The following is a 26,407-nucleotide window of genomic DNA, read 5'->3' on the forward strand; positions in this document are numbered from 1 at the left end:
GAATATAAATTTTATGTAGCATTAATTGTTCTAACTCAGGTAACTCATTTATATCTAGTGTATCAAAATTTATTGATTCATAATTGTCATTTATATTTCCAAGCAAGTATCTAAAAGTATTTCTAATTTTTCTATATGAGTCCGCGTGTTGATCTAAGATTGAATAATCTATTCTTAGATCTTCTGCATAATTTGAAGATGCTACCCAAATTCTTAAAATATCAGCACCATATTTTTTTAAAATATCTTCAGGTGCAATTACATTTCCTAGTGATTTAGACATCTTCAAACCTTTACCATCTACGACAAAACCGTGAGATAGGATAGATTCGAATGGAGCTCTACCTCTTGTCCCACAAGATTCTAATAATGATGAATGAAACCAGCCTCTATGTTGATCTGATCCCTCTAGATACATTGATGCTGGCCATTTTAAATCTTCTCTTTTTTCCAATACAAAAGAGTGAGTTGAACCGCTATCAAACCAAACCTCTACGATATCACTTAATTTTTGATAATCATCAGCTTTATATTTCTTACCTAAAAATCTTTGAGGATCATCTGAAAACCAACAATCTGACCCTTCCTTCTCATAAATTGATGAAATATTTTCGATAACTTCATCATCAACTAAAATTTCTTTTGTTTTTTTATTTACAAAAATTGGAAGAGGCACCCCCCAAACTCTTTGTCTTGAAACGCACCAATCAGGTCTTGTTTCTATCATTGATTTTAATCTTTCTTTACCTTTGCCTGGATAGAAGGTTGTTTCATCGATGGCTTTTAATGCTTTATCTCTAAGTTTATGACTTTCCATTGAAATAAACCATTGAGGTGTAGCTCTATGAACAAGTGGAGCTTTGGATCTCCACGAATGAGGGTAAGAGTGAACTAGCTCACTATTTAATAATAAATTTTTTTGCTCTTTTAGTTTTTCAATTACAATAGGATTTGCTTTAAAAATATGAATTCCTTCAAACAATTTAACATTATTTGTATATTTTCCATTCCCATCAACAGTTTCAATTGCTTTAATATCATTGTTCAGACATAAATTAAAATCATCAGGTCCGTGGCTTGGTGCACAGTGAACAATTCCAGTTCCTTGCTCAGTTGTTACAAATCTAGCTTCCAACATAGGGATATCGTGATCATAACCAAGATTCAAAAATGGATGACTGCAAATAGTATTTTTAAATTCTTTACCTTTAAACGTGAGAATTTTTTTATATTCTTTTAATTCACACTCTTTAACGACTGATTCAAGTAAAGCGTCTGCAATAACAATTTTTCTATTTTTAAAATCACCTTCGTCATTTATTTCTAAAATAACATATTCAAGAGACTCATTATATGCTAAAGCTTTATTAGCTGGTATTGTCCATGGAGTTGTTGTCCAAATAACTATTTCACCTCCGACCAAATCTTTTAAATTAGATGATTTAACTTTAAACGAAGTATAAATTGTATCTGATTTATGATCTTGATATTCTACTTCGGCATCAGCAAGTGCAGTCTTCTCAACTGTTGACCACAACACAGGTTTAAAACCTCTATATAAACTTCCTTCTTTTAAAAATTTACCAAGCTCCCTAACTATTTGTGCCTCTGCATCAAAGCTCATTGTGGAATAATAATTTTCCCAATCTCCAACGACACCTAATCTTTTAAATTGGCTTTTGTGAATTTCAATCCACTTCTCAGCAAATGTTCTACATTCTTTTCTAAACTCAACTATAGGAACTTCGTTTTTGTTTTTTTTGTTTTTTTTATATTGTTCTTCAATTTTCCACTCAATGGGCAAACCATGACAATCCCAACCCGGAACATAAATAGAGTCTTTTCCATCCATTTGATGAAATTTTACAATTATATCTTTAAGAATTTTATTAAGAGCTGTTCCCATATGGATATTTCCATTCGCATAAGGAGGACCATCATGTAGGACGAATTTTTCTCTGCCTTTACTTTCGTTTCTTAATTCATCGTAAAGATTTATTTTTTTCCAATATTCAAGAATTTCAGGCTCTTTAGTAGGCAGGTTAGCTTTCATGGAAAAAGCTGTTTTAGGAAGATTTATTTGTGCTTTAGTCATTTAGTCTTTCTTGCAATATTTAAATCTTTTTTTATTTGTGCCCTTAATTGATTAACATTATTAAATTTTTTTTCTTTCCTTATAAACTCTAAAAACTCTACTGATAAAAGTTTATTATAAAGATTTCCAGAAAAATTGAATAAATGAACCTCTAACAACAATTGTTTTTCATTAAATGTTGGTCTGTATCCAAGATTAGCAATTCCTTTAAGATACTCGTTGCTATTTTTTCTCAAAACTTTAACAGCATACACTCCTGGTTTTGCTAAAACGTAATCCTGAATATCTATATTGCATGTTGGAAAACCAATTTTCTTTCCTATTTGTCTTCCCTTTCTTACGACTCCCTGTATCGTCCAATTTCTACTCAGAAGATTATTTGCTTGTTTTAAAAAACCTTTCTCTAAAAGATTTCTTATTAAAGATGAAGATACAGTTTTTTTATTTTTAATTAATGGCTCTGGTTTAATTACTTTATAATTAAACGATTTCTCGTATTTTTTTAATAAATTAACATTTCCTTCTCTTTTATTTCCAAATCTAAAATTATTACTAACAAAAATAAATTTGGAACCTAATTTTTTATTTAAAATTTGAGAAATAAAGTTTAGTGCTTTAGTCTTTGAAAATTTTTTATCAAATTTTTTTGTAATAACAAAATCTACTTTTAAAGAACTTAGTAATTTAATTTTTTGATCAATATTTGAAAGTCGAAAATTTTTTAAGTTTTTATTAAAAAACATTTTTGGCATTGGATCAAAATTTACAACGCCAATTTTTAGATTATATTTTTTCTTATAGGACTGTGCTAATTGAAATAATTTTTGATGCCCCAAATGCAAACCATCAAAATTACCTATTAAAATAATTGATCCTCTGTGTAATTTTTTAATATTAAAATTTGTATAATGTTTTACCATTTTAAATCTGATTGAATAAAATTAACTATCGCCTCATACTCTCTTGAAACATCTTGGATACCTTTATTTTTTATTTCATTTCTATGTATTCCGTTACTAATTAATAAAGAATCATAATTCAAAAGATTTGCGCCCTTGATATCTGTATTTAAATTATCACCTATTGCTAATATTTTTTTATTTTTATTGTCAGTTGACTGATTATAAACCTCTGGATGTGGTTTTCCAAAATATACTACTTCTCCACCCATTTTTTCAAAAACCATTGCGACAGAACCTGCACATAGCTCTCTAACTTTACCACGATCAACAATTAAATCTGGATTTGTGCAAATCATTTTTTTGGAAATATGTTTTTCAAGTAAATCTTTGTAAAATTTTAAATCCTTATCGTGATTATCAAACAACCCTGTACACAATAAATATTCACTATCACTAATATTTTCACGCTTATTTTTCTCAAATAAATAAAATAAATCAAAATCTCTAGGTGGACCTATGTGATAAAACTTTTTTGATAAGTAAGATTTTTTCAAATAATTTAATGCTGCTTCTCCTGAAGTAAATACGTGATCTCTGAGTACTTTATCCATTCCCATCTTTTCTAAAAAATTTTGAACAGTTTTATTTGGTCTTGGGGCATTTGTTAAAAGTACAAACATTTTCTTTTTTTTTAAAAGTTCATTTAAAACAGCTATTGCTTTTTCATGAAGATTAACCCCATTATGAACAACACCCCATAAGTCTATATAAAAAAGATCATAATTATCAGCAATTGATTGTAAGCCATTTAAATCTATATTTTTGGTCATATTTTAAGGTATAAACCATAAAATCCCGAATTTACTAGCAATATTAATTTCCTAAAGTTTTTCTGATCTTGAAATAGGCGGTGAAATATCTATATGAAGCACATATTTATAAAGATTTATTAAGGAGAATTTATGAAGTTTAAACCGTTACATGACAGAGTTTTAATCGAAGTATTAGATGGCAGTGAAAAAACTGCTGGTGGAATAATTATCCCTGACACAGCTCAAGAAAAACCTCAAGAAGGCAAAGTTGTTGCTGTTGGTGGTGGTGCAAAAACTGAAGATGGAAAAATAATTCCAATGGATGTTAAAGTTGGTGATAAAGTTTTATTTGGCAAATGGTCAGGAACTGAAGTCAAAATTAATGGTAAAGAATATAGCATAATGAAAGAGTCAGACATTATGGGTATTTCTGGTAAGTAATTTAATTTAAAGGAGAAAAATAATGGCAAAAGTTGTTAAATTTGATGCTGAAGCAAGAGCAGCAATGATTAGAGGTGTAAATATCTTAGCTGACACTGTTAAAGTAACTTTAGGACCAAAAGGAAGAAATGTCGTAATGGATAAATCTTATGGTGCACCTAGAATTACTAAAGATGGTGTGTCTGTAGCTAAAGAAATAGATCTTGAAGATAAGTTTGAAAATATGGGTGCACAAATGGTTAAAGAAGTTGCTAGCAAAACTAATGATGAAGCTGGTGATGGAACTACTACTGCAACTATACTTGCGCAAGCAATTGTTAAAGAAGGTGTCAAGTATGTAACGGCCGGTATGAATCCTATGGATGTAAAAAGAGGAATAGATGCTGCTGTAGAAACGGTGAAAGATAGTCTTGTTGCATCTGCAAAAAAAGTAAAAGACAGTGATGAAATTGCACAAGTTGGTACTATTTCTGCGAATGGTGATAAAGAAATTGGAACGATGATTGCAAAAGCAATGCAAAAAGTTGGAAATGAAGGGGTAATCACAGTTGAAGAAAACAAGGGTATTGAAACTGAATTAGATGTAGTCGAGGGTATGCAATTTGATAGAGGATATCTATCACCATATTTTATTACTAACAGTGATAAGATGACAACAGAATTAGAAAATCCTTTTATTTTATTACATGAAAAGAAATTAACTAATTTACAACCAATGGTTCCACTTTTAGAAGCTGTTGTTCAAGCTGGTAGACCATTAATGATTATTTCTGAAGATGTTGAAGGCGAAGCTTTAGCAACTTTAGTAGTAAACAAACTTAGAGGTGGTTTGAAAGTTGTAGCTGTTAAAGCTCCAGGTTTTGGTGATAGAAGAAAAGCTATGCTTGAAGATATTGCTATTTTAACAGGAGGTCAGGTTATATCTGAAGACCTTGGTATTAAACTTGAAAATGTTAAGCTTGATGATCTTGGATCTTGTAAGAAAATCAAAGTTGATAAAGATAACAGCACTATCGTTAATGGTAGTGGTAAAAAATCTGATATTGAAGCTAGATGTGCTTCTATCAAACAACAGGTTGAAGAAACTACTTCTGATTATGACAGAGAAAAACTTCAAGAGAGACTTGCTAAGTTAGCTGGTGGAGTTGCAGTTATCAAAGTTGGCGGTGCAACCGAAGTTGAAGTCAAAGAAAGAAAAGACAGAGTTGAAGACGCTTTAAACGCTACTAGAGCTGCCGTTGAAGAAGGTATTGTAACTGGTGGTGGATGTGCTCTTCTTTATGCTGCTCAAGAACTTGATAAAGTTAAAGCAAAAGGTGATGACCAGAAAGCAGGTGTTGATCTCGTGAGAAAAGCATTGGAAGCTCCTATTAGACAAATTACTAAAAATGCTGGTGTAGATGGTTCAGTGGTAGTTGGTAAATTATTAGAGCAGAAGAAAAAAACTAACGGTTACGATGCTCAAAACGAAGAGTATTGTGATATGTTTGCAAAGGGTATCATAGACCCAGTAAAAGTTGTAAGAACTGCTTTACAAGACGCTGCTTCAATTGCTGGATTATTAGTAACTACAGAAGCAATGATCGCTGACAAACCAGAGGAAAAAGATGCTGCTGGCGGAATGCCTGGTGGTATGCCTGGTGGTATGGGCGGCATGGGTGGCATGGGCGGAATGGGAATGTAATCCCTCATTTTCTTGAATAAATTTAAAAGGCCATCTTATGATGGCCTTTTTTTTATGTGAAGATTAATTATGTCAAAAAGATATAGCGGCAAATCATTTAAAGACTCTAGTGTTAAAAAAAAACCTAAATTGAGCTTTAAAGAAAAAAGAAAACTTAAAAAAGATAAGCAAAAAAAGACAAATTAATCCTGAATTTTGAAAATTATTCAAGCCAGTTATGAGTTTTTTTGAGTTTTAATATCCTTTTAAATATGTATAAGAGCCAGAATTTATGAGTAATAATATCAGAAACATCACAATCATAGCTCATGTTGATCATGGCAAAACTACTCTAATTGATAATTTAATGAAACAAAGCGGTTCATTTAGAGAGAATGAAGTTGTTAATGAAAGATTAATGGATTCAGGCGAGCTCGAAAAAGAAAGAGGAATTACAATTTTAGCTAAACCTGCTTCAATTAATTGGAATAATTCAAGAATAAATATAATCGATACTCCAGGCCACAGAGATTTTGCTGCTGAAGTTGAAAGAGTTTTAAGTATGGCAGATGGAGCATTACTATTAATTGACTCAGCAGAAGGTGTTATGCCTCAAACAAAATTTGTGTTATCCAAAGCTCTTAAACAAGGATTAAAGCCAATTGTTGTTATTAATAAATTAGATAAAGCTGATCAAAGAGCTAATGAAGTTTTGGATGAAACATTTGATTTGTTTGTTAGCTTAGATGCAAATGAAGAACAATTAGATTTTCCAGTTCTGTATGCAAGTGGAAGATCAGGTTGGGCTGATCATGAAGTTGATGGTCCAAGAGAAAATTTAAACCCTTTGTTAGATTTAATTGTTGATCATGTAAAACCTGCTGAACTTGATAAAAATAAACCTTTTGCAATGTTATCAACACTACTTTATGCAGATAATTTTTTAGGAAGAAGTTTAGTTGGAAGAATTGCACAGGGAACTGCGAAAGCTAATCAATCTATAAAAGCAATCAATTTAAATGGTGAAAAAGTTGATGAAGGAAAGTTAACAAAAATTTTTAGATATGAAGGGACAAAAAAAGTTCCAATAGATATTGGCGAGGCTGGGGATATTGTAGTTGTAGCCGGGTTAGAAAAAGCAAATGTTGCTGATACGATATGTGATCTAGGGGTAAATGAGCCAATCCCTGCGACACCAATAGATCCTCCTACAATGTCAATTACAATCACTGTAAATACTTCACCCTTAGCTGGAACTGAAGGTAAAAGACTAACCAGTACCCAAATAAGAGATAGATTAGTTCAAGAGGCACAAAATAATGTTGGAATTACATTTTCTGAAAACGAGGGAAAAGACTCTTTTGTTGTTAGTGGTAGAGGTGAGTTGATGTTGGAAATTCTTTTAACTCAAATGAGAAGAGAAGGTTTTGAAATGACAGTTAGTCCTCCAAAAGTTTTATATAAAACTGATGAAAGTGGAAACAAACTTGAGCCAATTGAAGAAATTACTATTGATCTTGATGAAGAACATTCATCAAAAGTAATTGACTCAATGAACAGACGAAAAGGTAAACTAATAGAACTAAAAGATACTGGAACTAACAAAAAAAGATTAATTTTTCATGCACCTACTAGAGGTTTAATGGGCTACACAAGCAGATTTCTTACACTTACAAAAGGAAATGGAGTGATCAATAGAATATTCCATAGCTATGGTCCTTTTGAAGGAGAGATGGAAGGTAGAAGAAATGGGGCATTAATCTCAATGGAGCAAGGAAAAGCTGTTGCATTTGCTATCTTTAACTTACAGGCACGAGGAGAAATGTTTGTTACACATAATGACTCTGTTTATCCTGGAATGATAGTTGGTCTTTCACCTAAACCAGGTGATATGATTATTAATGTAATGAAGGGTAAAAAATTGACTAATATGAGAACTCAAGGCACTGATGAGAATGTTGTTCTTACACCAGTAAGAAAGATGTCAATTGCAGAACAATTAAGTATGCTGAATACAGATGAAGCTTTAGAGATAACACCAGACTCATGCAGATTAAGAAAAGCAATTCTTGATCCACATGAAAGAAAAAAAAGCGAAAAAGCTATAGCTGCAGCCTAATCAAAAGTTTTATCAACTAAATAAAGTCCTAAAGCAACGCAAGGACCTATGCCAAATGCAAATAATAAAGTTCCAACCCCAACTGTTCCTCCTAAATACCACCCAACACTAACAACTGAAATTTCTAATGTTCCTCTTACAACAGCTATAGGAAAATTAGTTAATTTTTGTAATCCTATCATTAATCCATCTCTAGGACCGGCTCCTAAATTAGATACTAAGTAAATACCGCCACCTATTCCAACCATGATTACAGAAATTACAGCTAATAATAATTGATAAATATAATTTGATGGTGTTGGAACAAATTTAATGCAAAGATCAATCATAATTGCAATTATCAACGCATTAAATATTGTACCCATTCCTGGTTTTTGCCCAAGAGGGATCCATAAAATTAAAACAGCAATACTTATTAATAATGTGATAGTTCCAATACTTAAATTAACATTTAAGGAAATACCTTGGGCTAAAACACTCCAAGGAGAGGCTCCTGTAAATGAAACAATTAACAATCCTTCACCCAATCCAAATAAAGACAAACCAAAACATAAGAAAAAAAATGTAGAAAACTTTGGTTTAAAATTAAATGGTTTTTCTGAGCTCCATTTTACTTTTGGAATTTTTTTAATTTTTAAAAACATAATTGTAATAAGCTATATCTATTAATGAAGAAATCTAATATTGTAACCAGCAAATGAAAAAGTTTGCAGTTATTTTGCTTGTTATATTTTCCTCATCAATTTCTCTAGCTCATATAGGTCATTATAACAAATTTGACAAAATAGAAATGGAGATCTTAAGAAATGATGAAGTAATTGGATATAACAATTATTATTTTAAAAGAGATGATGAAAAAACGATAGTAAAAAATCAATATAAATTTGAGGTAAAATTACTATCTGCAACAATATTTAAAGTAGAAGGATATGGAGAAGAAATTTATTTAAAAGATAAATTGATATCTTTTCAATCAAAGACACTCCAAAATAAAAAAGAAAAATTTGTAAACTTAAAACTAGATAAAAATAATGAAAAGTTTGATATTAAAGGATCTTCATATTCAGGTGAAGCTTCAGTTAAAAATATTATTGGAAATTGGTGGAGTCATAAAATTTTACAAGCAGAAAGCCAAATAAGTCCTATTTCTGGAAGTATAAAAGGACAAATAGTTACTTTTATTGGTAAGGAAAATATTTCAATTGATGGCAAACAATATGAAACAGATCATTTCAAACTCACATCTAAAGATATGTCTCTTCCAGAAGATAAAAAATTAAATTTTGATATTTGGCTTGATAAAAAAACTTCAGTTATTGTCAAAGTCACATATGAAAGAATGGGAAATTGGGAGTATCGCTTAAAAAATCTTGAATAAAATTATTTATTTATTTTTTTATAAAGATCGTTTGCACTTATCCATCCAGCCTCTAATCTAGGACCCACAAACCAGTCTGCACACACTCCTAAATTTAATTTATTACTCCAATAACTTTTAATTTTTAAAGATCTAGAATTTGAAGAATATTTCCAACCATGATTTAATGAAGTTAATATTTTTGTTTTTTTAATTCCAGTAAGTTTAAAAAATTGATTAATTAAAATCTTTGAATTTTTTTCTTTATTTTCTCTATTTTTATTTATTTTTTTATTTGCCCATAGGTTTGTGCTTTGTAAAGTCCATAAATCATTTTTACTTTTAAATCTTTTTTTACTATTTTCTTTAGCGGCCCACCCTAGAATTTTATCGTCAAATAAATAACTTGATATGTTTTTATTTGTTTTTTTAATTTCAATCATGACTGTAATATTCGCATCCATTTTGATTTTTTGCTTAATGAATGGATCCTTAATGAATTTTTTTGATAATTTTTTTAATTGCGGGAATGGGCAAGTTAATACTAATTTATCATAATATTTTGTTTTATTATTCTTAAAAACTAGCTTCCATTTTTTGTTTACAAATTTAATCTTCTCCAACTCACTTTGAAAATTACAATTTATATTCTTTATTAAATGTTTGCTAATATCATTGTTGCCTTTGCAGCCAATTATTTTAACATGATTTTTATTTTCTTTTTTTAACTTATGTAAAAAAATATGTTTGCCACCCCATTTTTTTAGAATTTTTTTTTTACATAAATTTGTAATAAATTTTTCAAATTTAATTGTTTTTGGAGAAATATATTGTGCTCCATGGTCAAATCCTTTTAACTTATTTAATCTTTTAAAAGAAGATCTGCCACCTGGACCTCGAGCTTTGTCATAAATGTGAACGGAATTTTTTTTACTTAACAAATTAGCTATTGTTGCTCCAGAAATTCCAGAGCCAATTACACAATAACTACTCATTTTCCTGCAACAGTCATACCTTCTATCATCATAGTTGGTGAATTGACTGAATATTCAAATTCTAAATCATCAGCTAAAATAATATTTTTGAACATATCCTTAAAATTACCAGCAATTGTTATTTCATTAACAGGATATTTAAATTCTCCGTCTTCAACTAAAAAACCAGTTGCACCTACTGAATAATCTCCAGTTACAATATTAGACCCATGACCAATAGTTTCGGTAATATAAAGACTCTTTGAATTTTTTTTCATAAGATCCTGATAGCTAATATTTCCTTTTTCAAAATATAAATTGGTAGTTCCACCACTTCTTCCATTTGATTTTAAATTTAATTTTTTTCCATTGTATGTATCGACAAGATAATTTTTAAGTATTCCGTCCTCTATAAGTTGTAATGTATTTGAGTTTACACCCTCTGAATCAAAGTTTTGAGAACCCATACCTTTAATAATATCAGGTTTATCAATTACATTTATCGAATTAGCAAAAACCTGTTCATCAATTTTATCCTTTAAAAATGAAGTACCTCTTGCAATTGCGGAAGCAGAAATTGCACTTGCAAAAGTACTTAACATTCCCTTTGAAATTCTTTTATCAAAAATTATGCTGATCTTCTCACTTCCAATTTTTTTAGGGCTCAATTTTTTAATAGTTTGCTTGGCGGCTTTATTTCCGAGATCTGTTGCTTGCTTAATATCAGACAAATGACGTTTGCTAGAAAACTCGTAGTCTCTTTCCATACTATTTTCATCTTTTGCAACTGTTACACAAGAGGCCACAAAAGAAGAAGTTTTATAACCGTCACAAAAACCGTCGCTATTAGCTAATATAAAATTTGATTTATTTTCAGTGAAACTAGACTCTGTATTTATGATTTGATTATCTGATGAAGCAGATTCCTCTAAATCCTTTAAATATTTTATTTTTTTATCATTTTCGAATCTTGTTTCATCATACAAATTAAGACTACTAATTTGTTTGGCTAACAAATTTTTATCAGGCAATGAATTAAATTCATCCTCTGGTGTAATTTTTGTAGTTTCAAAGCACTTTTCAATTAAAGTTTTTATATTTTCATCTAGTAAATTTGATGATGAAATTGATGATCTTTTTTTTCCTAAATAAGTTTCTATACTTAATGCCAATCCATCTGATCTATCTGAGGCTTCTAGGGATTTATTTCTAAAATTAACTGTTTCTGAAATTGAGTGACCAACTGTAACACTTGCATCAGTTGCTCCCATTTTTTTTGCCAAATCTATACAATATGAAGCTTTAGATTTTAGAAATTCTTGATCCTTAACCATAATACTTTAAAGTTTTGTTCCACCAACTGTCATTTTATCGATCAAAATTGAAGGTTGAGCAACTCCAACAGGAACTCCTTGTCCTGATTTTCCACAAGTTCCAATGCCCGGATCTAACATCATATCATTTCCTACCATCGATACCTCTTTAAGTATTGATGGTCCATCACCAATAAGTGTTGCACCTTTAATTGGAGATCCAATTTTACCATTATTAATTTCGTAAGCCTCAGTGCAATTAAATACAAATTTTCCAGATGTAATATCCACCTGGCCACCTCCAAAACTTACCGCAAAAATTCCTTTATCAACAGATTTGATCATTTCATCTTGAGTTTGATTGCCATTTAACATCATTGTATTTCTCATTCTTGGCAAAACAATATGTCTATAATTTTCTCTTCTTCCAGATCCAGTAGATCTTGTATTCATTAATCTTGCATTGTGCCTGTCTTGCATAAAGTTTTTAAGAATACCATTTTCAATTAAAACTGTTCGCTCAGTTGGCGTTCCCTCGTCATCAATAGTTAAACTACCTCTTCTATTATCTATCGTGCCATCATCAACAATTGTTACTCCCTCACTTGCAACTTTTTCTCCCATAAGATCGTGAAATGCTGATGTTTTTTTTCTATTAAAATCTCCTTCTAGACCATGACCAATTGCTTCATGAATTAATATAGCAGGCCAACCAGGTCCTAAGACTACTTTCATCTCACCAGCAGGTGCTGGTTTGCTTTCTAAATTTACTGATGCAATTCTAAAAGCCTCTTCACAAACATTCTTCCAGTTATCATTTTTTAAATAATCGTCATAAGATTGTCTGCCACCAATTCCATATACTCCCGTTTCTTTTCTTCCATTTTTTTCCAACATTACAGAGACATTAAATCTAATTAATGGACGTACATCTGTAAGCGCTTCTCCACCTGATCGAATAATTTCAATTGATTTTTGCTCACCAGCAAAACTAGCAGTCACTTGTTTTACAGATCCATCTTTTTTTCTTAAAAAATCATTTACTTTATTTAAAACTTCTAATTTCGAGTCTAATGTTTTTTGTTCAATTGGATTAATATCTTCATAAAATTTTTTATTGGATTTTGGAATTTCATGATTATATATGCCTTTTATTGATTTAAGAGTGGATTTAAGATTTTCTGAAGAATTTTTTAATGAATCTTTTGATATTTCATTAGAATATGAATAAGCAACAACCTCGTTTGAGATAGCTCTGAAGCCAAATCCTAAATCAGAACTATAGTTTGAGCTTTTTATTTTATTGTCATCTAACAAAATTGACTCTGATTTTGACTCCTCTAAATAAAGCTCACCATCATCACAATTATTTAGTGTATCAGATATAATTTTATCTGCATCTTGTCTTGTTAAATCAGATTTGTTAAAGAAATTACTCATTCATCTTAAATAGTGGTTTGTTGATAATTTTCAACTGATCATTTTACGCATGTACAATTTCTTACTTAAAGTTAATTATAGTTAAATGAAAGTATTTTTTAATAACTCTTGTAAAATCTGTAGATCAGAAATTAACTTATATAAAAAAGAAAATATCAAAGATATTGACTGGATAGATATAACAAATAACTCAGATGCTGAAAAAGAAACATCTAGAAATGATAAAGAATTATTAAGAAGATTGCATGTTAAGGAGAATGGTAAAATTATTCAAGGCGCTGAGGCATTTCTTTATGTTTGGAAAAAAATTCCAAAATACAAATTTTTATATAAATTTTTCAAACTACCAATAATTTTCACAATCTTTAAATATGGGTATGAAATAATTGCCTTTTTTTTATATTTAAAAAATAAAAAACAACTTAAAAAACTAAGTTAAAAAAAATATTAAAAATTCACTTAGTAAAGACATAGATAATAAAAACATAATTAATAAAATTGAATACATAAGAGTTATAACTCTATTTCTTTTCCTCCTCAGTCTGACAAAAGTTTTATCATCTAGATCTGAAATATCCCTTTCACCAACTACGGGATAATCATAACTCCATCGCCATGTAGATTGGCCTAATCTAGAGTCGAGACTGTTAAAATATCTTATCCATGCAAGAACATATTTTAATACTAGATACAAAATAATCATTAGTATTGAAGAAAGTAACATTCTTAATGATACTTAATTATGTATGAAAATTTAATTGATATTTTTGGCTCTTTTTCTTGCGATTAACTGTGTAAGAGCATCAACCATAGTATCTGAGGCCTTAAATATTTCATTATTTTTAAACTCATGAGAAATATTTTTTTCCGGATTGGTTTTGTCTTCAATAACTATTCCTTCATCTGGTAAATTATTTTTTATATAAATTAATAAAAGCCATTCATCATCTGAGGCTTCATCCCATTTAATAAATATTTCTCCTGTTTCAAATCTTCTGTCTATACACCTAAAAATAGACATATGTCTTGTTATGTGTCTTTTGTTTAATTGAAATACTAAACTGCTAGCACTTCTGTAAAAACTTTCGAGAGCAAACTCAATTTTCTGTCTAGCTAAAGTATATTCTTTTTCTTTTTGTAAAAGTGTTTCTCTATCTTCATCTCCCTGAATTTTAACTCCTAAAGCCTCTACTCTTTCTCTAATTTTTTGATCTCTTATAATTCGATATTTTTCTTTTAATTTTTCTATTCTTTGTTGTAAGCCTGCATAATCCTCTCTCTTTTCTCTTAGAGAAATTTTTTCTAATTTCTCCAATTCTTTAACTTCTCTAACTCTGAATTTTTCAATTTGTTTATCTAATTTTAATTGTTGTAAAAATTGCTTTTGTTTTTCTGCTTGTTCAATTCTTAAAAGAGCTTGTTCTTTTCTTAAGAATAATTTTATTTCTTTTGTTCTTTGTTTTTCTAATCTAATTTCATCTTTTAAAGCTTGTTCTTTTAATTTAACTTTTAATTCAGCCTCTTTTTGCTTTTCTTTTGCAATTTTGATCTTATCTAACCTTTCTTGTTCTTGTTTTTCTAATTTTAATCTTCTTGCTTCATCTTTTTTTAGAGTTTTATATTGTGAAATTGTATCTGCTATCTTGTCAAAAAATGCTTGAATATATTTTTCAAAACCAAAATTTAATCTAAACTTAAATTCGGGCTTTAGAGAATTTTGAAAGTTAACTAACTTTAAAAGCAAATCTGTTTTCTTTGGTGATTTAGATTTATATTTTTTTATTACTTTTTTAGATTTTTTAACTTTTCTGTTTTTAGAATTTTTTTTTTGTCTTACCTTTACTTTTTTAATATTGCTTTTCCTGATTTTTTTTAGAGCTTTTTTAATTTTTTTTTTATTTTTGGAAAAATTTTTTTTTATTTTTTTTTTCTTTTTTTTCATTTGAGGAAATTTATATTTATCAATAATTTATTGATAAATATAGTCTCTTGTAACTGGTGTTGAAGAATAATTTTTTGTTAATTGAAATTGATATACAACTTGATCACCCCATTTAAATGCCATCTCACAACCTGCAAGATAAAATTCCCACATTCTAAAAAATTTTTCATCAAACATTTCAATTATTTTTTCTTTGTTTTTGAGACAATTTTCTTTCCAATGTCTTAAAGTGTGCATGTAATGTAGCCTTAAAACTTCAATATCTGCAACGATTAATCCCGACTTTTCTATATGTGGACTTACCTCACTCAAGCTTGGTGTATATCCACCAGGAAAAATATATTTCGTAATCCACGGATGTGGATCTCGAGGTGGATTTACTGACCCTATAGTATGAATCAATGAAACTCCATCATCTTTCAAAAGTTTTTCGACTTGTGAAAAAAATTTTCTATAAAATTTTCTTCCTACGTGCTCAAACATTCCAACACTTACTATTCTATCAAATTTTTCGTCTAGCTCCCTATAATCCATAAGTTTAAAGTGTAACTGATTTTCTAAATTAAGTTCTTTTGCTCTTTTTTTACAATAATTAAATTGATTTTCGGAAAGGGTGATACCTGTGACTTCACAATTTGCACTCTTTGCTATGTCAGTTGCAAGCGATCCCCATCCACATCCGATATCTAAGACTTTTTGATTAGGCTTTATATTAAGTTTTTTTATAATATGTTGAATTTTATTATTTTGTGCTGTTTCAAGCGTGTCTGTTTCGTTTTTAAAGTACGCACATGAATATTGTCTTTTAGGATCCAAAAATAAATCATAAAGATCATCTGAAATATCATAATGATGCGAAACGTTCATTTTTGATTTTTTTATAAAATTAAAGTTAGTAAAATATCTGTATGAACCTCTTAATTTATTAATTAAAGAACTGAAAAAATTTAATTCTCCTCTTCCAAAATTCATTAAGGAAAGATCTAAAAAATCTGTTAGCGTTCCATTTTCTATAATTATTTCTCCATCTGTGTATGCTTCACCAAAATATAAATCTGGATGAAGTAGTAACTTATAATGGAGATTTTTATTTAAAATTTTAACTTTTATAGGGTTTTCACTTTTTGGATTACCAATAATATAACTTTTAGAATTAGCATCAATTAAGATAAATCCATCTTTTTTAAAAACATTATTTAAAAATCTAGCTAATTGCATTTAAGCTGCCTTAGTATTATTTAATGAAAAGTTTAATTTCTGTAAATTTGTTATTAAATCTGATGCCTCTTTAGAGTTTAAAATACTTAGTGGTGGCAAAAGATTTTTATAATATATTTCTTTTTTACTAAAGTAAGTATGTAAACCTGAAATCAAATTATACTTTTCAAATTCCACTCTTACATCACAAAGATTTTGATTTACTGTCTGTTCGTTTCCATCATTAAAATCATCATAAACTTTTCTTGCCAGTGTAGAAGTAGCATTGCATGTTGCTGTAATAATTCCAGAACAGCCTAATTGAAGTCCTTTAAATAATTTAGTTTCTGATCCAGGTAAAACTGAAAAATTATCAATTTTTAAATTTTCAAAAAGATTATAGGAACTATCTTTTACTCCAATTATATTTTTTGGATACTTTTTTACTAACTCTTCAATACACTCAATACTGAATTTATAACCACAGAGTTTTTCAAAATTATATAGTACTATTTCACAATCAGAAATTACATCTACTATTTTACTATAAAATTCTATTACCTCTTTATCTCCATATTTATAATAAGCAGGTGGCATAATTAAAAATCTATTAAATCCCAAAGATTTAGAAACTCTCATCAAATTAATTGTTTCACCTAAAGAATTTAAACCAGTGCCAATAATATACTTTTCTTTATGTTTGCTTGAAGTCAGATGATTTAATAAATTAATTTTTTCTGAGACAGGTATAAGTTGGGCCTGCCCTGTACTTCCAAATATAGCTACTCCATGACAACCATTGTCTATAACCATTTCTGCGTGCAGAATGGTTTTTTTAATATCAAGCGTCAAATCATCATTTAAGATCGACATTGAGGCCGCATAAATGCCTTTAATTTTACTCATAATAAAAATTTATATAAAAATATTAATTAGTAAAGTTTATAAATTAACTATGAAAATATTAGCTATTCAAAACAGAATGGGTATAGGTGATACAGTAATTTTCCTACCCTATATTAGAGCTATTTCAAATAAATGTGGAGTGCCCGTTAGTTTGTTGGTTAAAGAAAATTCAAAAGCTAACGAGTTTTTAAATCAAACAAATTATATTGATGAAATAATTCACTTAGAGAGAGACAATAAAATAAATCGAAAACATGATGGTTTTAAAGGATTTTTCAAATTAGCAAGTGATCTTAAAAAATATAATTTCGATAAAGTTTTTATTTTCAATTCATCTTTGAGGTATAACTTAATTTCTAGATTGGCAGGAATTAAAGAAATATTTCAATACCCATTATTTGAAAAACAAAATCAACATATAACAGAATCTGCTAAAAAATTAATAAAAAGGTATTTAAATATTGAAACTAGTGATAATCCTGAAATTCAAATTGATAATAGTTTAGTTAAAAAAACAGCAGTAAACTTTAATATTAATAATGATGAGCTTAATGTTTTGTTGGGTGTTGGTGGTTCAGGTCCAACAAAAAGAATACCATCAAAAACTTTTCTAGACGTAATGGAAAAATTAGAAACTTTTAAAAAATGTAGATTTTTTTTAGCTACAGGTAAAAATGAAGATGAACAAAAAGTTTTAAGCGAATTATATAGTACAAAATTTAAAGAAAAATGTGTTGCCCTAGACAATCTTAGTATAAGAGAAATTTTACCTGTTATTAAAAATTGTAATGTTGCAATATGTAATGATACAAGTTTCTCACATCTATCTTCAGCATTAGGAATTAAAACAATTACACTAATGGCAGATACTCCGTTAATTTATGGTTCTTACAACACAAATATGTATCCAATAATTCCTGATGGAGAAAAAACAGTTTCTCACAATACACTCGGTAAAGATAAAATTAATCCAGATAAAATTTATGAAAAACTAATATCAATAATTAATTAAGAAATATCTTTAAGAACAATTTCTTTGGCTTCATTAACTATGGCTGATAATCTTGAGGTCTCTGGAGAAATATCAGGATGAATTTTTTTTTGAATTTTTTGGTAAGCTTTATTTACTATCTCTTTAGTTGGTTTTTTGTTAATATCTAAATTTAAAATCTTATATGCTTCAGATATTGATAATGTAGAAGAGTTATTATTTTGATTCTGCTTAAAAGAAAATCTTCCAGAATTTCTTAAAGTTTGAATAAGTCTATAAAGAGAGAGTAATTGGATCAGCGACAAACCTTTAAGTTTAACCAAAGCAAGACTTGCAAGAGTTAATGGCAATGTAAGTAAAAATTTTCCCCCAATTGCAAATAAAACAGCTAACAAGGCCAATAATAAAATTGTTACCAGCCTCACTCCTTTTGACATTTTTTTTGGAGAAATATTTGACCACCATCTCAATAAAAAATATAAAATGACTAATATTACAACTAGATAAATAATAATATTCATATATTTCCTACTTAAATGAAATTACCACAACTTAAAAAAAAACTAGAGATAAAAACTTGTCACAATATTGATTGGGAAGACAATTATAGCTGGATTCATCAAGATAATATTTTGGAAGTTCTCAAAGATAAAAATAAGTTAGATCCTGAGGTAAAACAATATTTAGAAGATGAAAATGCTTATACGGAACATCATCTTAAAGACACAAAAGATATCCAGAAAAAATTATTTGATGAAATTAAAGGAAGAATTAAATTAGATGACGAATCTTTGCCCTATAAAGATCATACCTATGAGTATTGGACAAAAACTACAAAAAAAGGAAATTATTCCATAAAACTTAGAAAAAAAATTGGTTCAGAAAATATTGAGGAAATATGGAATGGAGATAAAGAAAAAGAAAAACTTAAAACTGAATATTTTGGGGTTGGAGATTTAGAAGTAAGTAACAATGATAAATATCTTGGATACTCTTTAGATCTTAAAGGATCTGAATATTATACAATTTATTTAAGAGATATAAAAACAAACAAAATTATTTCAAAAGAAATTGCAGAAACATCGGGGGGAATAACATTTAGTTTAGATGATAAATATATTTTTTATTCTAAACTTGATGAAAATCATAGAGCAAGAACAATATACAGGCACAGAATAGGTGATTTTGAGGGCAAAGATGAATTAATATTTGAGGAGAAAAGCGAGGCTTTTACAGTAGGAATTGGAAAAAGCTCAGATGAAAAATATTTTTTTATAAATACTTCTGACCATAATACTTCAGAACAATATTACTTTAAATCAGATGAATTAAATCCATCTCCAAAACTTATTATTAAAAGAGAAAGAGGTGTTCTGTATTCTGTTAATTCATGGGATGGTAAATTTTATAATCATACAAATAAAGATGCTGAGGACTTTAAAATTGATATTTGTGACAATTTAGAAAATCAAAATTGGAAAACATATATTCCAGCAAAAGATGAAGTTTTAATTGGTGGATTAACATTCCTTAAAAATTGGATTATTCGTGGTGAAACATCAGATGCACTAGATAAATTATTTGTCAAAAATATTTCTACAAATATAGAAGAAGAATTAATTGTTTCAGATGAATCTGTTTATGTACCAGGAGTAAGCTTAACTCAAAAAGATAGAAATACCGATGAAGTTCATTTGGGATATTCATCACCTAAAACTCCTTCTAGAGTATTTAAATATAATTTAGCAACAAAATCAAAAGAACTTGTTAAAGAACAAGAGATCCCATCTGGTCATAACAAAGATGACTATATTGTTGAGAGAGTTGAGTTTAAATCTCATGACGGAAGAATGGTTCCATTAACAATTACTAGACACAAAAAAACAAAAATTGATGGGTCTGCAAATGTTTTATTGTATGGATACGGGTCTTATGGAAATTCTATGTCCCCAAGTTTTTCTTCTACAAGATTAAGTCTTATCAATAGGGGTATAATTTGGGCCACAGCCCATATTAGAGGTGGTATGGAAAAAGGTATGAAGTGGTGGAAAGAGGGAAAATTAACAAACAAAAAAAATACTTTTGAAGATTATATATACGCAGCAAAATATTTGATCGAAAAGAATTATACGTCAAAAGGAAATATTATTGGAATGGGTGGATCAGCTGGAGGATTATTAATGGGGGCTGTAGTCAATCAATCTCCTGAATTATTTTTAGGAATTATAATGGCTGTTCCTTTTGTGGATTCTTTAACAACAAATCTTGATCATTCTTTACCTTTAACCGTGGGAGAATTTGACGAATTTGGAAATGCAAAAGAGAATAAAGAACACTTTGATTATATTTTTTCATATGCGCCCTATAATAATATTAAAAAAATGGATTATCCACATATTTTAATTACAACAAGTTTAAGTGATAATAGAGTTTTATTTGATGAACCTGCAAAGTTCACAGCAAAACTTAGAGACTATAAAACAGATAATAATTTACTTCTTTTAAAAACCGAAATGAATGCTGGTCATGGTGGAAAATCTGGAAGAGATGGGGCAATAGAAGAAATTGCTATTGACTATGCATTTGCATTAAAGATTTCTAAAAAAATTTAGTACATTTTAAATCTTGAAAAAAAAAAATTAATTCCCATATAAATCTAGTAAGTCGCCTAATGGGGCTTACATAAATAAACTTGCTTAACAAAGGAGGATATTATGACAAGTAAGGATTTATCTATATTTAACTCACTTAGACCTTTTTCAATTGGTTTTGATGATATGTTCGACCAATTCGAAAATATGTTGGGAAATGGCAATTTGACGATGCAGTCAAATTATCCACCTTACAACATCCGAAAGACAGGTAAAGACAACTATGCAATTGAAGTAGCATTAGCTGGCTTTAGCAAAAAAGACGTTGAGGTTGAGTTCGAAGATAATTTATTAACTGTCAGAACTAAACAAGTTAATAAATCTGAAGACAGTGAAGTTAATGGAGAAATTATTCATAAAGGTATTTCTCAAAGACAGTTTGCAAGATCATTCACTATTGCTGACGATGTAAAAGTTAATGGTGCTGAACTTAAAGACGGTCTTTTAACAATATCTTGTGAAAGAATAATTCCAGAACATAAAAAAAAGAAGCTTATTGAAATTAAATAAGTCTTAAACCTTGCTTGTGGGGATTTCTCCCCACAAGTTTAAATTTGTTATTTCTTTGCCATTATAGCATTCAAAGCAAATGCTAATAATCCAGCAGGTATAAGTCCAGTTGTTAACAGTAGTTTTAAACTTATTCCAAAATCTGGAATATTTTTCACAAAGTCTGGTAACAATGACATCCCAATTCCAAAAGACAATGAAAGAGCTAAGATTAATAAATTTCTTTGATCCATTTCTGCCCTTGAAATCAATTTAATACCAGCAGCTACAATCATACCAAACATAATGATTGCTGCTCCACCTATCACAGACTCTGGCATCGCTGCAATTATTCCACCTAATTTTGGAAATAATCCCATTAGAACCAAGACTATTCCTGCAATAGTTCCAACGTGCCTACTTACCACACCAGTAAACGCAACTAGTCCGGCATTTTGTGAATAGGATGTATTTGGCATCGCATTAAATATTGCACCAAATGCAGTACCAACACCATCTGCCATAATTCCACCTGATATTTCTTTATCAGTTGCCTCTCGTTTAGCACCACCCATTGTCGTAGCACTTATGTCTCCAATTGTTTCAATTGTTGTAACAACAGACATAAACAACATTAGTATTATTGCACCAGGTACAAAATCAATTCCATATTGAAGTGGCATTGGAAATGCAAACCATGCTGCGGATGCAATTTTGCCATAGTTAACCATTCCTAGTGCTGCTGCAACTATGAAGCCAGCTACTATTCCAATTAAAATTGAGGCTGCAGAAGCCATTCCTTTTCCTCTAAGATTGAAAAAGATAGCAACTATGAACACTGTAGCGGCAACAGTTAAGTGATTTGCATTTGCAAATATTTCAGGTTTATTATTCATTAACCATCCACCTCCACCAGCATACATAAAACCAACTTTAAGCAAACTAAATCCAATCATTAGTACAACTATACCAGTGACTAATGGTGGGAATAGATGTCTTATTGGTTTTAAAACTTTTCCAATAAAAATTTGAAAAATTCCTCCAATGAAAGCTGCTGTAAAGACCGCACCTAATCCTGCTGCTTTAAATGGTAACATAATTGGTATAAACGCAAAACTTGTTCCTTGAACAATAGGAAGTCTTGCACCAATTTCTTTATATCCAACTGTCTGTATAATCGTTGCAACTCCCGCAACAAACAAAGCCATTTGAATCAAAAATATTTTTTGTTCGGGCGTTTGACCAAAAACTCCAGCCACAATTATAGGAACCGTTATATTACCAGCAAACATTGCTAGTACGTGCTGAATTCCTAAAGGTATGGATCTATTTAATGGAAGTTTTTTATCCGGACTGTTTGTAGAGCCCGCTCTTGTTTTTCTTGAAGCCATATAACCTCCGTCGTTAACTAAATAGACGTTACATTATTGGCTATGAATTAATATAAAAAAACTGATTAGTTTAGAACAACTCCACTTTAGATAGTAAAAAAAACCTATAATGAGCAGATTTATTTTAATTAATAGATTTTAAAAGCAACCGTTTGAAACAAAACCCACAACTATATTTTCTGAATTTATTTCAAATCTACGTTCACATGGAACAAGGTATTTTTTGCTATTATAAACAAACTCAAAATTGCCTTTAGCATTTTTAAAGTCTTCGTCGGGTTTTCCAAGTTCCATCTGAAGTTCACTAGCTGATTTTCCAAGAAATTTACTTAATTTTTCATTTTCCTTTTCAACAATAGCATCTGTTTTATCTTTAACAGTTTGACACCCTGAAAAAAAAATTAATATAATTACAAGACTTATTGCTGATTTTAATTTTGACATAAGTTTAAATTAGCACTCTTTGTTTCACAAATTATTAACTTTTAAGTTGTATAAATAATTTATTTCTTATTACTTTATAGTTTAATTATAGTAACAATTGTGTTCTTTATTTGATGGTTCAAGCATATGAATGAAAAAGCCCTAGAAAAAATACTAAATATATTTTTAAAAGAAGTTTTACCCTTAACTGTACAAGGTGTTGCCAAAGGTAGTAAAATATTTGGTGCAGCAATAATTAAAAAAAATGATTTATCTCTTGTAGTTGCAGAAACAAACAACGAAATAGAAAATCCATTGTGGCATGGTGAGATGCATACTCTTAAAAAATTTTATGAATTGGATGCAAATAAAAGACCAAAAGAAAAAGACTGCATGTTCTTAAGTTCACATGAGCCTTGCAGTATGTGTTTGAGCGCAATCACATTTTCTGGATTTGATAATTTTTATTATTTGTTTCCTTATACTGCCACAAATGATGAATTTAATATTCCACATGATTTAAACATACTCAAAGAAGTATTTAAAATTAATAATGGAGAATATAATAAAGAAAATTCCTATTGGAAAAGTCAGAACATAAATTTACTTATTGAAAATTTACCTTCTTCAAAAAATGAAAATATTTTAAATCAATTAGACGAAATTAAAAAAAAATATCAAAAATTATCAAATCAATATCAGGAAAATAAGGATGGAAATTCTATACCATTAAATTAATTAATGAATACAAAACTTAAAATTTCAAATGTAACTAAAATATATCCTGGGTGTGTTGCAAACGACAATATTTCACTCGAATTTAATAGTGGTAAAATTTTTGCTCTTCTTGGAGAAAATGGTGCTGGAAAATCTACACTAGTTAAAATTCTATCAGGCGTCATCATTCCTGACGAAGGTAAAATTTATTTAAATGAAAATAATCTAAAGCTTAATTCGCCACTAGATGCAAAAAAAAATGATATCGGAATGGTATTCCAGCATTTTAATCTTTTTGAAACTTTGTCTGTATTTGAAAACTTAATAATAGATTCAGATGAACAAAGAGAAAGTATAAGAGAAAAAATTGATGCAATTATGAAAAAATATAATTTTTCAATTGATCTTGATATTCCTGTTCTAAATCTATCAGCAGGTCAAAAACAGAAAGTGGAAATAATAAGATGCCTAATAAGGAGTCCAAAAGTTTTAATTATGGATGAACCAACATCTGTATTAACAGAACAAGAAACGAGTGAATTATTCTTATCTTTAAAAAAATTTTCAGAAGAAGGAATTTTAATTATTTATATTACGCATAAACTAAAGGAAGTTATGCAGCTTTGTGATGAAGTTGCTGTAATGAGAAGAGGAAAGTTAGTTTCTATTAGTGAAATAAAGAACGAAAATATTGAGTCACTTGCTAACAAAATGGTGGGTCAGAACCTAAAAACAATTAAGAAAAAAAAAATAAAAACTTCATCAGATCAATTAATTAAAATAACGAATCTTAATTTTACAAGTGAAGACCCCTTTGAAACAAATTTAACGGATATTAATTTTTCTGTTAATCGAGGGGAGTGTTTAGGAATTGCTGGTATATCAGGAAACGGACAAAGTGAATTATTTCAAGTATTAAGCGGTGAAATTATTTCGGAAAAGAACTCTATAGAATTTAACAATAATTACATAGGAGATTTAAGTCCTCAAGAAAGAAGAGAATATTTGATGGCCTTTTCTCCAGAGGATAGGCTTGAGCAGGCTGCAATTCCACAAATGAAAATTTTTGAAAATGTAGCTCTAAATAATTTTAAATCATCAAATTTTTTTAATAATGGATTAATAAACGAAAAAAAAATTAAAGAACATTCCAAAAAAATAATTTCAGATTTTAATGTTAATACGGACAACATTGAATTAAAAAGTCAATTTTTGTCCGGAGGTAATCTTCAAAAATTAATTATTGGAAGAGAATTAATAACATCTCCAGATTTATTAATTTGTTTTAATCCAACTTGGGGTCTAGATGTTGGAGCAATAAATTATATCCACGAAACATTAATTAAAATCAATGAACAAAATAAATCAATTATATTAATATCTACAGACACCGATGAGTTATTAAAATTAAGTGATAAAATTTCAGTAATTCATAAAGGAAAGTTGTCAAAAATTATGAATTCTGAAGAAGTTACCTCTGAAAAACTTGGGATACTAATGGGAGGAGCAAATTGATTAAAATCGTAAAAAGAGATCAACCATCAAGAGCTATTTTTTTCTTTACACCCGTATTAGCTATTTTTCTAACATTAGTAGCGGGAGGTTTGATTTTTTTTATTTTAGGTTTTAAACCATTTGAAGCTCTTAAATTTTTTTTCATAGTTCCAATCTCAGATAAATATGGTTTCAGTGAATTACTATTAAAAGCTACACCTCTTTGTTTAATAGCAATCGGTTTATCTTTTTGTTTTAAAAGTAATAACTGGAATATTGGAGCCGAAGGACAATTAACTTTCGGGGCGATAGTTTCTGGAGGAGTTGCATTATTGTTTTATGAGCAAGAAGGATTTTACATTCTTCCAACAGTAATTTTAGCTGGTGCAATCGGTGGTATGCTGTATGCATCAATACCCGCAATCTTAAAAACTTACTTTAATACAAATGAAATATTAGTAAGTCTTATGTTGGTATATGTCTCAAAATTAATTTTAGACTATCTTGTTGTTGGCCCTTGGAGTAATCCAGAAGGGTTTAATTTTCCCGAAACTAGACAGTTCAGTGACTCTGCTAAACTTCCGTTGTTATTTGAAGGACTGAGAATTCACGCGGGAATATTTTTAGCTTTAGCTGCGGTGGTTATCAGTTGGTTTGTTTTTTATAAAACGTATTTAGGGTTCCAAATGAAAGTTTCGGGTTTTAGTTTAAAGACAGCAAAATATGCCGGATTCAAAGGTAAAAAAATGATCATTCTTGTTTTTCTAATAAGTGGTGCTTGCGCAGGTTTAGCTGGAGTTGGAGAGATAACTGGACCTATTGGACAGCTTCATAGAGAAATTTCTCCGGATTATGGTTTTACTGCTATAATTGTAGCATTTTTAGGTCGTTTACATCCTGTCGGTATCATCTTTGCATCTCTAGTTGTTGCAATAACTTATCTGGGTGCTGAGACAGCTCAAATATTTATGCAAATACCTAAATATACTGGTCAGGTTTTTCAAGGAATGATTTTATTTTTTCTTCTTGCATCGGATTATTTACTTTTTTTCAAAATTAAATTTATAGGTTTAAAAAAATGATCATCGAT

General features: G+C 29.3%; 25 protein-coding genes. 11 read left to right on the forward strand and 14 right to left on the reverse strand.

The genetic code is table 11. From position 1 onward, the window contains the following. The 3 genes from ileS to ACTT9Y_RS02305 form a co-directional block, all read right to left on the reverse strand. The coding region (ileS, locus tag ACTT9Y_RS02295; protein ID WP_440932828.1) for an isoleucine--tRNA ligase at window positions 1–2,095 on the reverse strand (2,095 nt) is incomplete at its 3' end. Continuing rightward, complete coding sequence (locus ACTT9Y_RS02300) at window positions 2,092–3,015, reverse strand: bifunctional riboflavin kinase/FAD synthetase (protein WP_440932829.1); 924 nt, start codon at window positions 3,013–3,015, stop codon at window positions 2,092–2,094. The genes ileS and ACTT9Y_RS02300, both read right to left, overlap by 4 nt. Beyond that, on the reverse strand, window positions 3,009–3,827 hold the full coding sequence (locus ACTT9Y_RS02305; protein ID WP_440932830.1) for a TIGR01459 family HAD-type hydrolase: 819 nt from the start codon (window positions 3,825–3,827) through the stop codon (window positions 3,009–3,011). Before ACTT9Y_RS02305 ends, ACTT9Y_RS02300 begins: the two co-directional genes overlap by 7 nt. Before the next feature lie 132 nt (window positions 3,828–3,959). Between ACTT9Y_RS02305 and groES the strand changes: the two genes are divergently transcribed. The 3 genes from groES to typA all read left to right on the forward strand — a co-directional run bounded on the left by groES (window position 3,960) and on the right by typA (window position 8,032). Continuing rightward, a complete protein-coding gene (gene groES / locus ACTT9Y_RS02310) occupies window positions 3,960–4,250 on the forward strand; it encodes a co-chaperone GroES (protein WP_023854741.1) in 291 nt (96 codons plus the stop codon). Between the two features lie 22 nt (window positions 4,251–4,272). Next, on the forward strand, window positions 4,273–5,934 hold the full coding sequence (gene groL, locus ACTT9Y_RS02315) for a chaperonin GroEL (RefSeq protein WP_440932831.1): 1,662 nt from the start codon (window positions 4,273–4,275) through the stop codon (window positions 5,932–5,934). A gap of 271 nt (window positions 5,935–6,205) precedes the next feature. After that, entirely contained in the window at window positions 6,206–8,032 is a 1,827-nt protein-coding gene (gene typA / locus ACTT9Y_RS02320) for a translational GTPase TypA (protein WP_440932832.1), read from the forward strand. Here the strand turns inward: typA and yczE are convergent. Beyond that, the gene (yczE, locus tag ACTT9Y_RS02325) at window positions 8,029–8,676 is read right to left on the reverse strand and encodes a membrane protein YczE (RefSeq protein WP_440932833.1); all 648 of its coding nucleotides are present in this window, start codon (window positions 8,674–8,676) and stop codon (window positions 8,029–8,031) included. The genes typA and yczE overlap by 4 nt on opposite strands. 53 nt (window positions 8,677–8,729) lie before the next feature. Here yczE and ACTT9Y_RS02330 point away from each other — a divergent pair, with 53 nt between their 5' ends. Continuing rightward, on the forward strand, window positions 8,730–9,410 hold the full coding sequence (locus tag ACTT9Y_RS02330; protein WP_440932834.1) for a DUF6134 family protein: 681 nt from the start codon (window positions 8,730–8,732) through the stop codon (window positions 9,408–9,410). 2 nt (window positions 9,411–9,412) lie between these two features. Here ACTT9Y_RS02330 and ACTT9Y_RS02335 read toward each other — a convergent pair whose 3' ends face one another. Genes ACTT9Y_RS02335 through ACTT9Y_RS02345 form a run of 3 tightly spaced genes read right to left on the reverse strand, consistent with a single transcriptional unit; the run spans window position 9,413 to window position 13,116 of the window. Continuing rightward, complete coding sequence (locus ACTT9Y_RS02335) at window positions 9,413–10,384, reverse strand: NAD(P)-binding protein (RefSeq protein WP_440932835.1); 972 nt, start codon at window positions 10,382–10,384, stop codon at window positions 9,413–9,415. After that, a complete protein-coding gene (locus ACTT9Y_RS02340; protein ID WP_440932836.1) occupies window positions 10,381–11,697 on the reverse strand; it encodes a TldD/PmbA family protein in 1,317 nt (438 codons plus the stop codon). The genes ACTT9Y_RS02335 and ACTT9Y_RS02340 overlap by 4 nt, the downstream gene beginning before the upstream one ends. Window positions 11,698–11,703: 6 nt before the next feature. Further along, entirely contained in the window at window positions 11,704–13,116 is a 1,413-nt protein-coding gene (locus tag ACTT9Y_RS02345) for a TldD/PmbA family protein (RefSeq protein ID WP_440932837.1), read from the reverse strand. Window positions 13,117–13,201: 85 nt separating this feature from the next. Here ACTT9Y_RS02345 and ACTT9Y_RS02350 point away from each other — a divergent pair, with 85 nt between their 5' ends. Then, a complete protein-coding gene (locus ACTT9Y_RS02350) occupies window positions 13,202–13,555 on the forward strand; it encodes a thiol-disulfide oxidoreductase DCC family protein (RefSeq protein ID WP_440908353.1) in 354 nt (117 codons plus the stop codon). On the opposite strand, the gene ACTT9Y_RS02355 is transcribed toward ACTT9Y_RS02350, so the two are convergent. From ACTT9Y_RS02355 to ACTT9Y_RS02370, 4 genes are read right to left on the reverse strand one after another with little or no spacing between them, the layout of a single operon-like run. Further along, complete coding sequence (locus tag ACTT9Y_RS02355; RefSeq protein ID WP_440908354.1) at window positions 13,547–13,819, reverse strand: hypothetical protein; 273 nt, start codon at window positions 13,817–13,819, stop codon at window positions 13,547–13,549. The two genes, ACTT9Y_RS02350 and ACTT9Y_RS02355, sit on opposite strands and share 9 nt — an antisense overlap. A 51-nt stretch (window positions 13,820–13,870) precedes the next feature. Beyond that, a complete protein-coding gene (locus tag ACTT9Y_RS02360) occupies window positions 13,871–15,058 on the reverse strand; it encodes a hypothetical protein (protein WP_440932838.1) in 1,188 nt (395 codons plus the stop codon). Between the two features lie 27 nt (window positions 15,059–15,085). Then, on the reverse strand, window positions 15,086–16,276 hold the full coding sequence (locus ACTT9Y_RS02365) for a class I SAM-dependent methyltransferase (protein WP_440925713.1): 1,191 nt from the start codon (window positions 16,274–16,276) through the stop codon (window positions 15,086–15,088). Continuing rightward, complete coding sequence (locus ACTT9Y_RS02370; RefSeq protein WP_440932839.1) at window positions 16,277–17,161, reverse strand: dihydrodipicolinate synthase family protein; 885 nt, start codon at window positions 17,159–17,161, stop codon at window positions 16,277–16,279. Window positions 17,162–17,210: 49 nt separating this feature from the next. Here ACTT9Y_RS02370 and ACTT9Y_RS02375 point away from each other — a divergent pair, with 49 nt between their 5' ends. After that, window positions 17,211–18,173, forward strand: a complete 963-nt coding sequence (locus ACTT9Y_RS02375; RefSeq protein WP_440932840.1) for a glycosyltransferase family 9 protein — start codon at window positions 17,211–17,213, stop codon at window positions 18,171–18,173. Here ACTT9Y_RS02375 and ACTT9Y_RS02380 read toward each other — a convergent pair. Next, window positions 18,170–18,673: a J domain-containing protein gene (locus ACTT9Y_RS02380; RefSeq protein WP_440932841.1), complete on the reverse strand. Its 504-nt coding sequence runs from the start codon at window positions 18,671–18,673 to the stop codon at window positions 18,170–18,172. The genes ACTT9Y_RS02375 and ACTT9Y_RS02380 overlap by 4 nt on opposite strands. Window positions 18,674–18,688: 15 nt before the next feature. On the opposite strand from ACTT9Y_RS02380, the gene ACTT9Y_RS02385 reads away from it, so the two are divergent. Then, the gene (locus ACTT9Y_RS02385) at window positions 18,689–20,764 is read left to right on the forward strand and encodes a S9 family peptidase (protein WP_440932842.1); all 2,076 of its coding nucleotides are present in this window, start codon (window positions 18,689–18,691) and stop codon (window positions 20,762–20,764) included. Between the two features lie 102 nt (window positions 20,765–20,866). Next, entirely contained in the window at window positions 20,867–21,313 is a 447-nt protein-coding gene (locus tag ACTT9Y_RS02390; protein ID WP_440932843.1) for an Hsp20 family protein, read from the forward strand. A gap of 47 nt (window positions 21,314–21,360) precedes the next feature. On the opposite strand, the gene ACTT9Y_RS02395 is transcribed toward ACTT9Y_RS02390, so the two are convergent. Both ACTT9Y_RS02395 and ACTT9Y_RS02400 read right to left on the reverse strand, forming a co-directional pair. After that, window positions 21,361–22,683 carry a uracil-xanthine permease family protein gene (locus ACTT9Y_RS02395; RefSeq protein WP_440932844.1) on the reverse strand — a complete coding sequence of 441 codons (1,323 nt, stop codon included), beginning with the start codon at window positions 22,681–22,683 and terminating at the stop codon, window positions 21,361–21,363. Window positions 22,684–22,821: 138 nt separating this feature from the next. Continuing rightward, entirely contained in the window at window positions 22,822–23,127 is a 306-nt protein-coding gene (locus ACTT9Y_RS02400; protein ID WP_440932845.1) for a hypothetical protein, read from the reverse strand. A 126-nt stretch (window positions 23,128–23,253) separates the two neighbouring features. Between ACTT9Y_RS02400 and ACTT9Y_RS02405 the strand changes: the two genes are divergently transcribed. The 3 genes from ACTT9Y_RS02405 to ACTT9Y_RS02415 are packed head-to-tail and all read left to right on the forward strand — an operon-like array spanning window position 23,254 to window position 26,399. Further along, complete coding sequence (locus ACTT9Y_RS02405; RefSeq protein WP_440932846.1) at window positions 23,254–23,844, forward strand: deaminase; 591 nt, start codon at window positions 23,254–23,256, stop codon at window positions 23,842–23,844. A gap of 3 nt (window positions 23,845–23,847) precedes the next feature. Then, window positions 23,848–25,338 (forward strand): ABC transporter ATP-binding protein, encoded by a 1,491-nt coding sequence (locus ACTT9Y_RS02410; RefSeq protein WP_440932847.1) that lies wholly within the window; start codon window positions 23,848–23,850, stop codon window positions 25,336–25,338. Then, a complete protein-coding gene (locus ACTT9Y_RS02415) occupies window positions 25,335–26,399 on the forward strand; it encodes an ABC transporter permease (protein WP_440932848.1) in 1,065 nt (354 codons plus the stop codon). Before ACTT9Y_RS02410 ends, ACTT9Y_RS02415 begins: the two co-directional genes overlap by 4 nt. The last annotated feature ends 8 nt before the right edge of the window (window positions 26,400–26,407 follow it).

It is taken from the genome of Candidatus Pelagibacter sp. (genome assembly GCF_052049995.1).
Taxonomy (GTDB): domain Bacteria; phylum Pseudomonadota; class Alphaproteobacteria; order Pelagibacterales; family Pelagibacteraceae; genus Pelagibacter.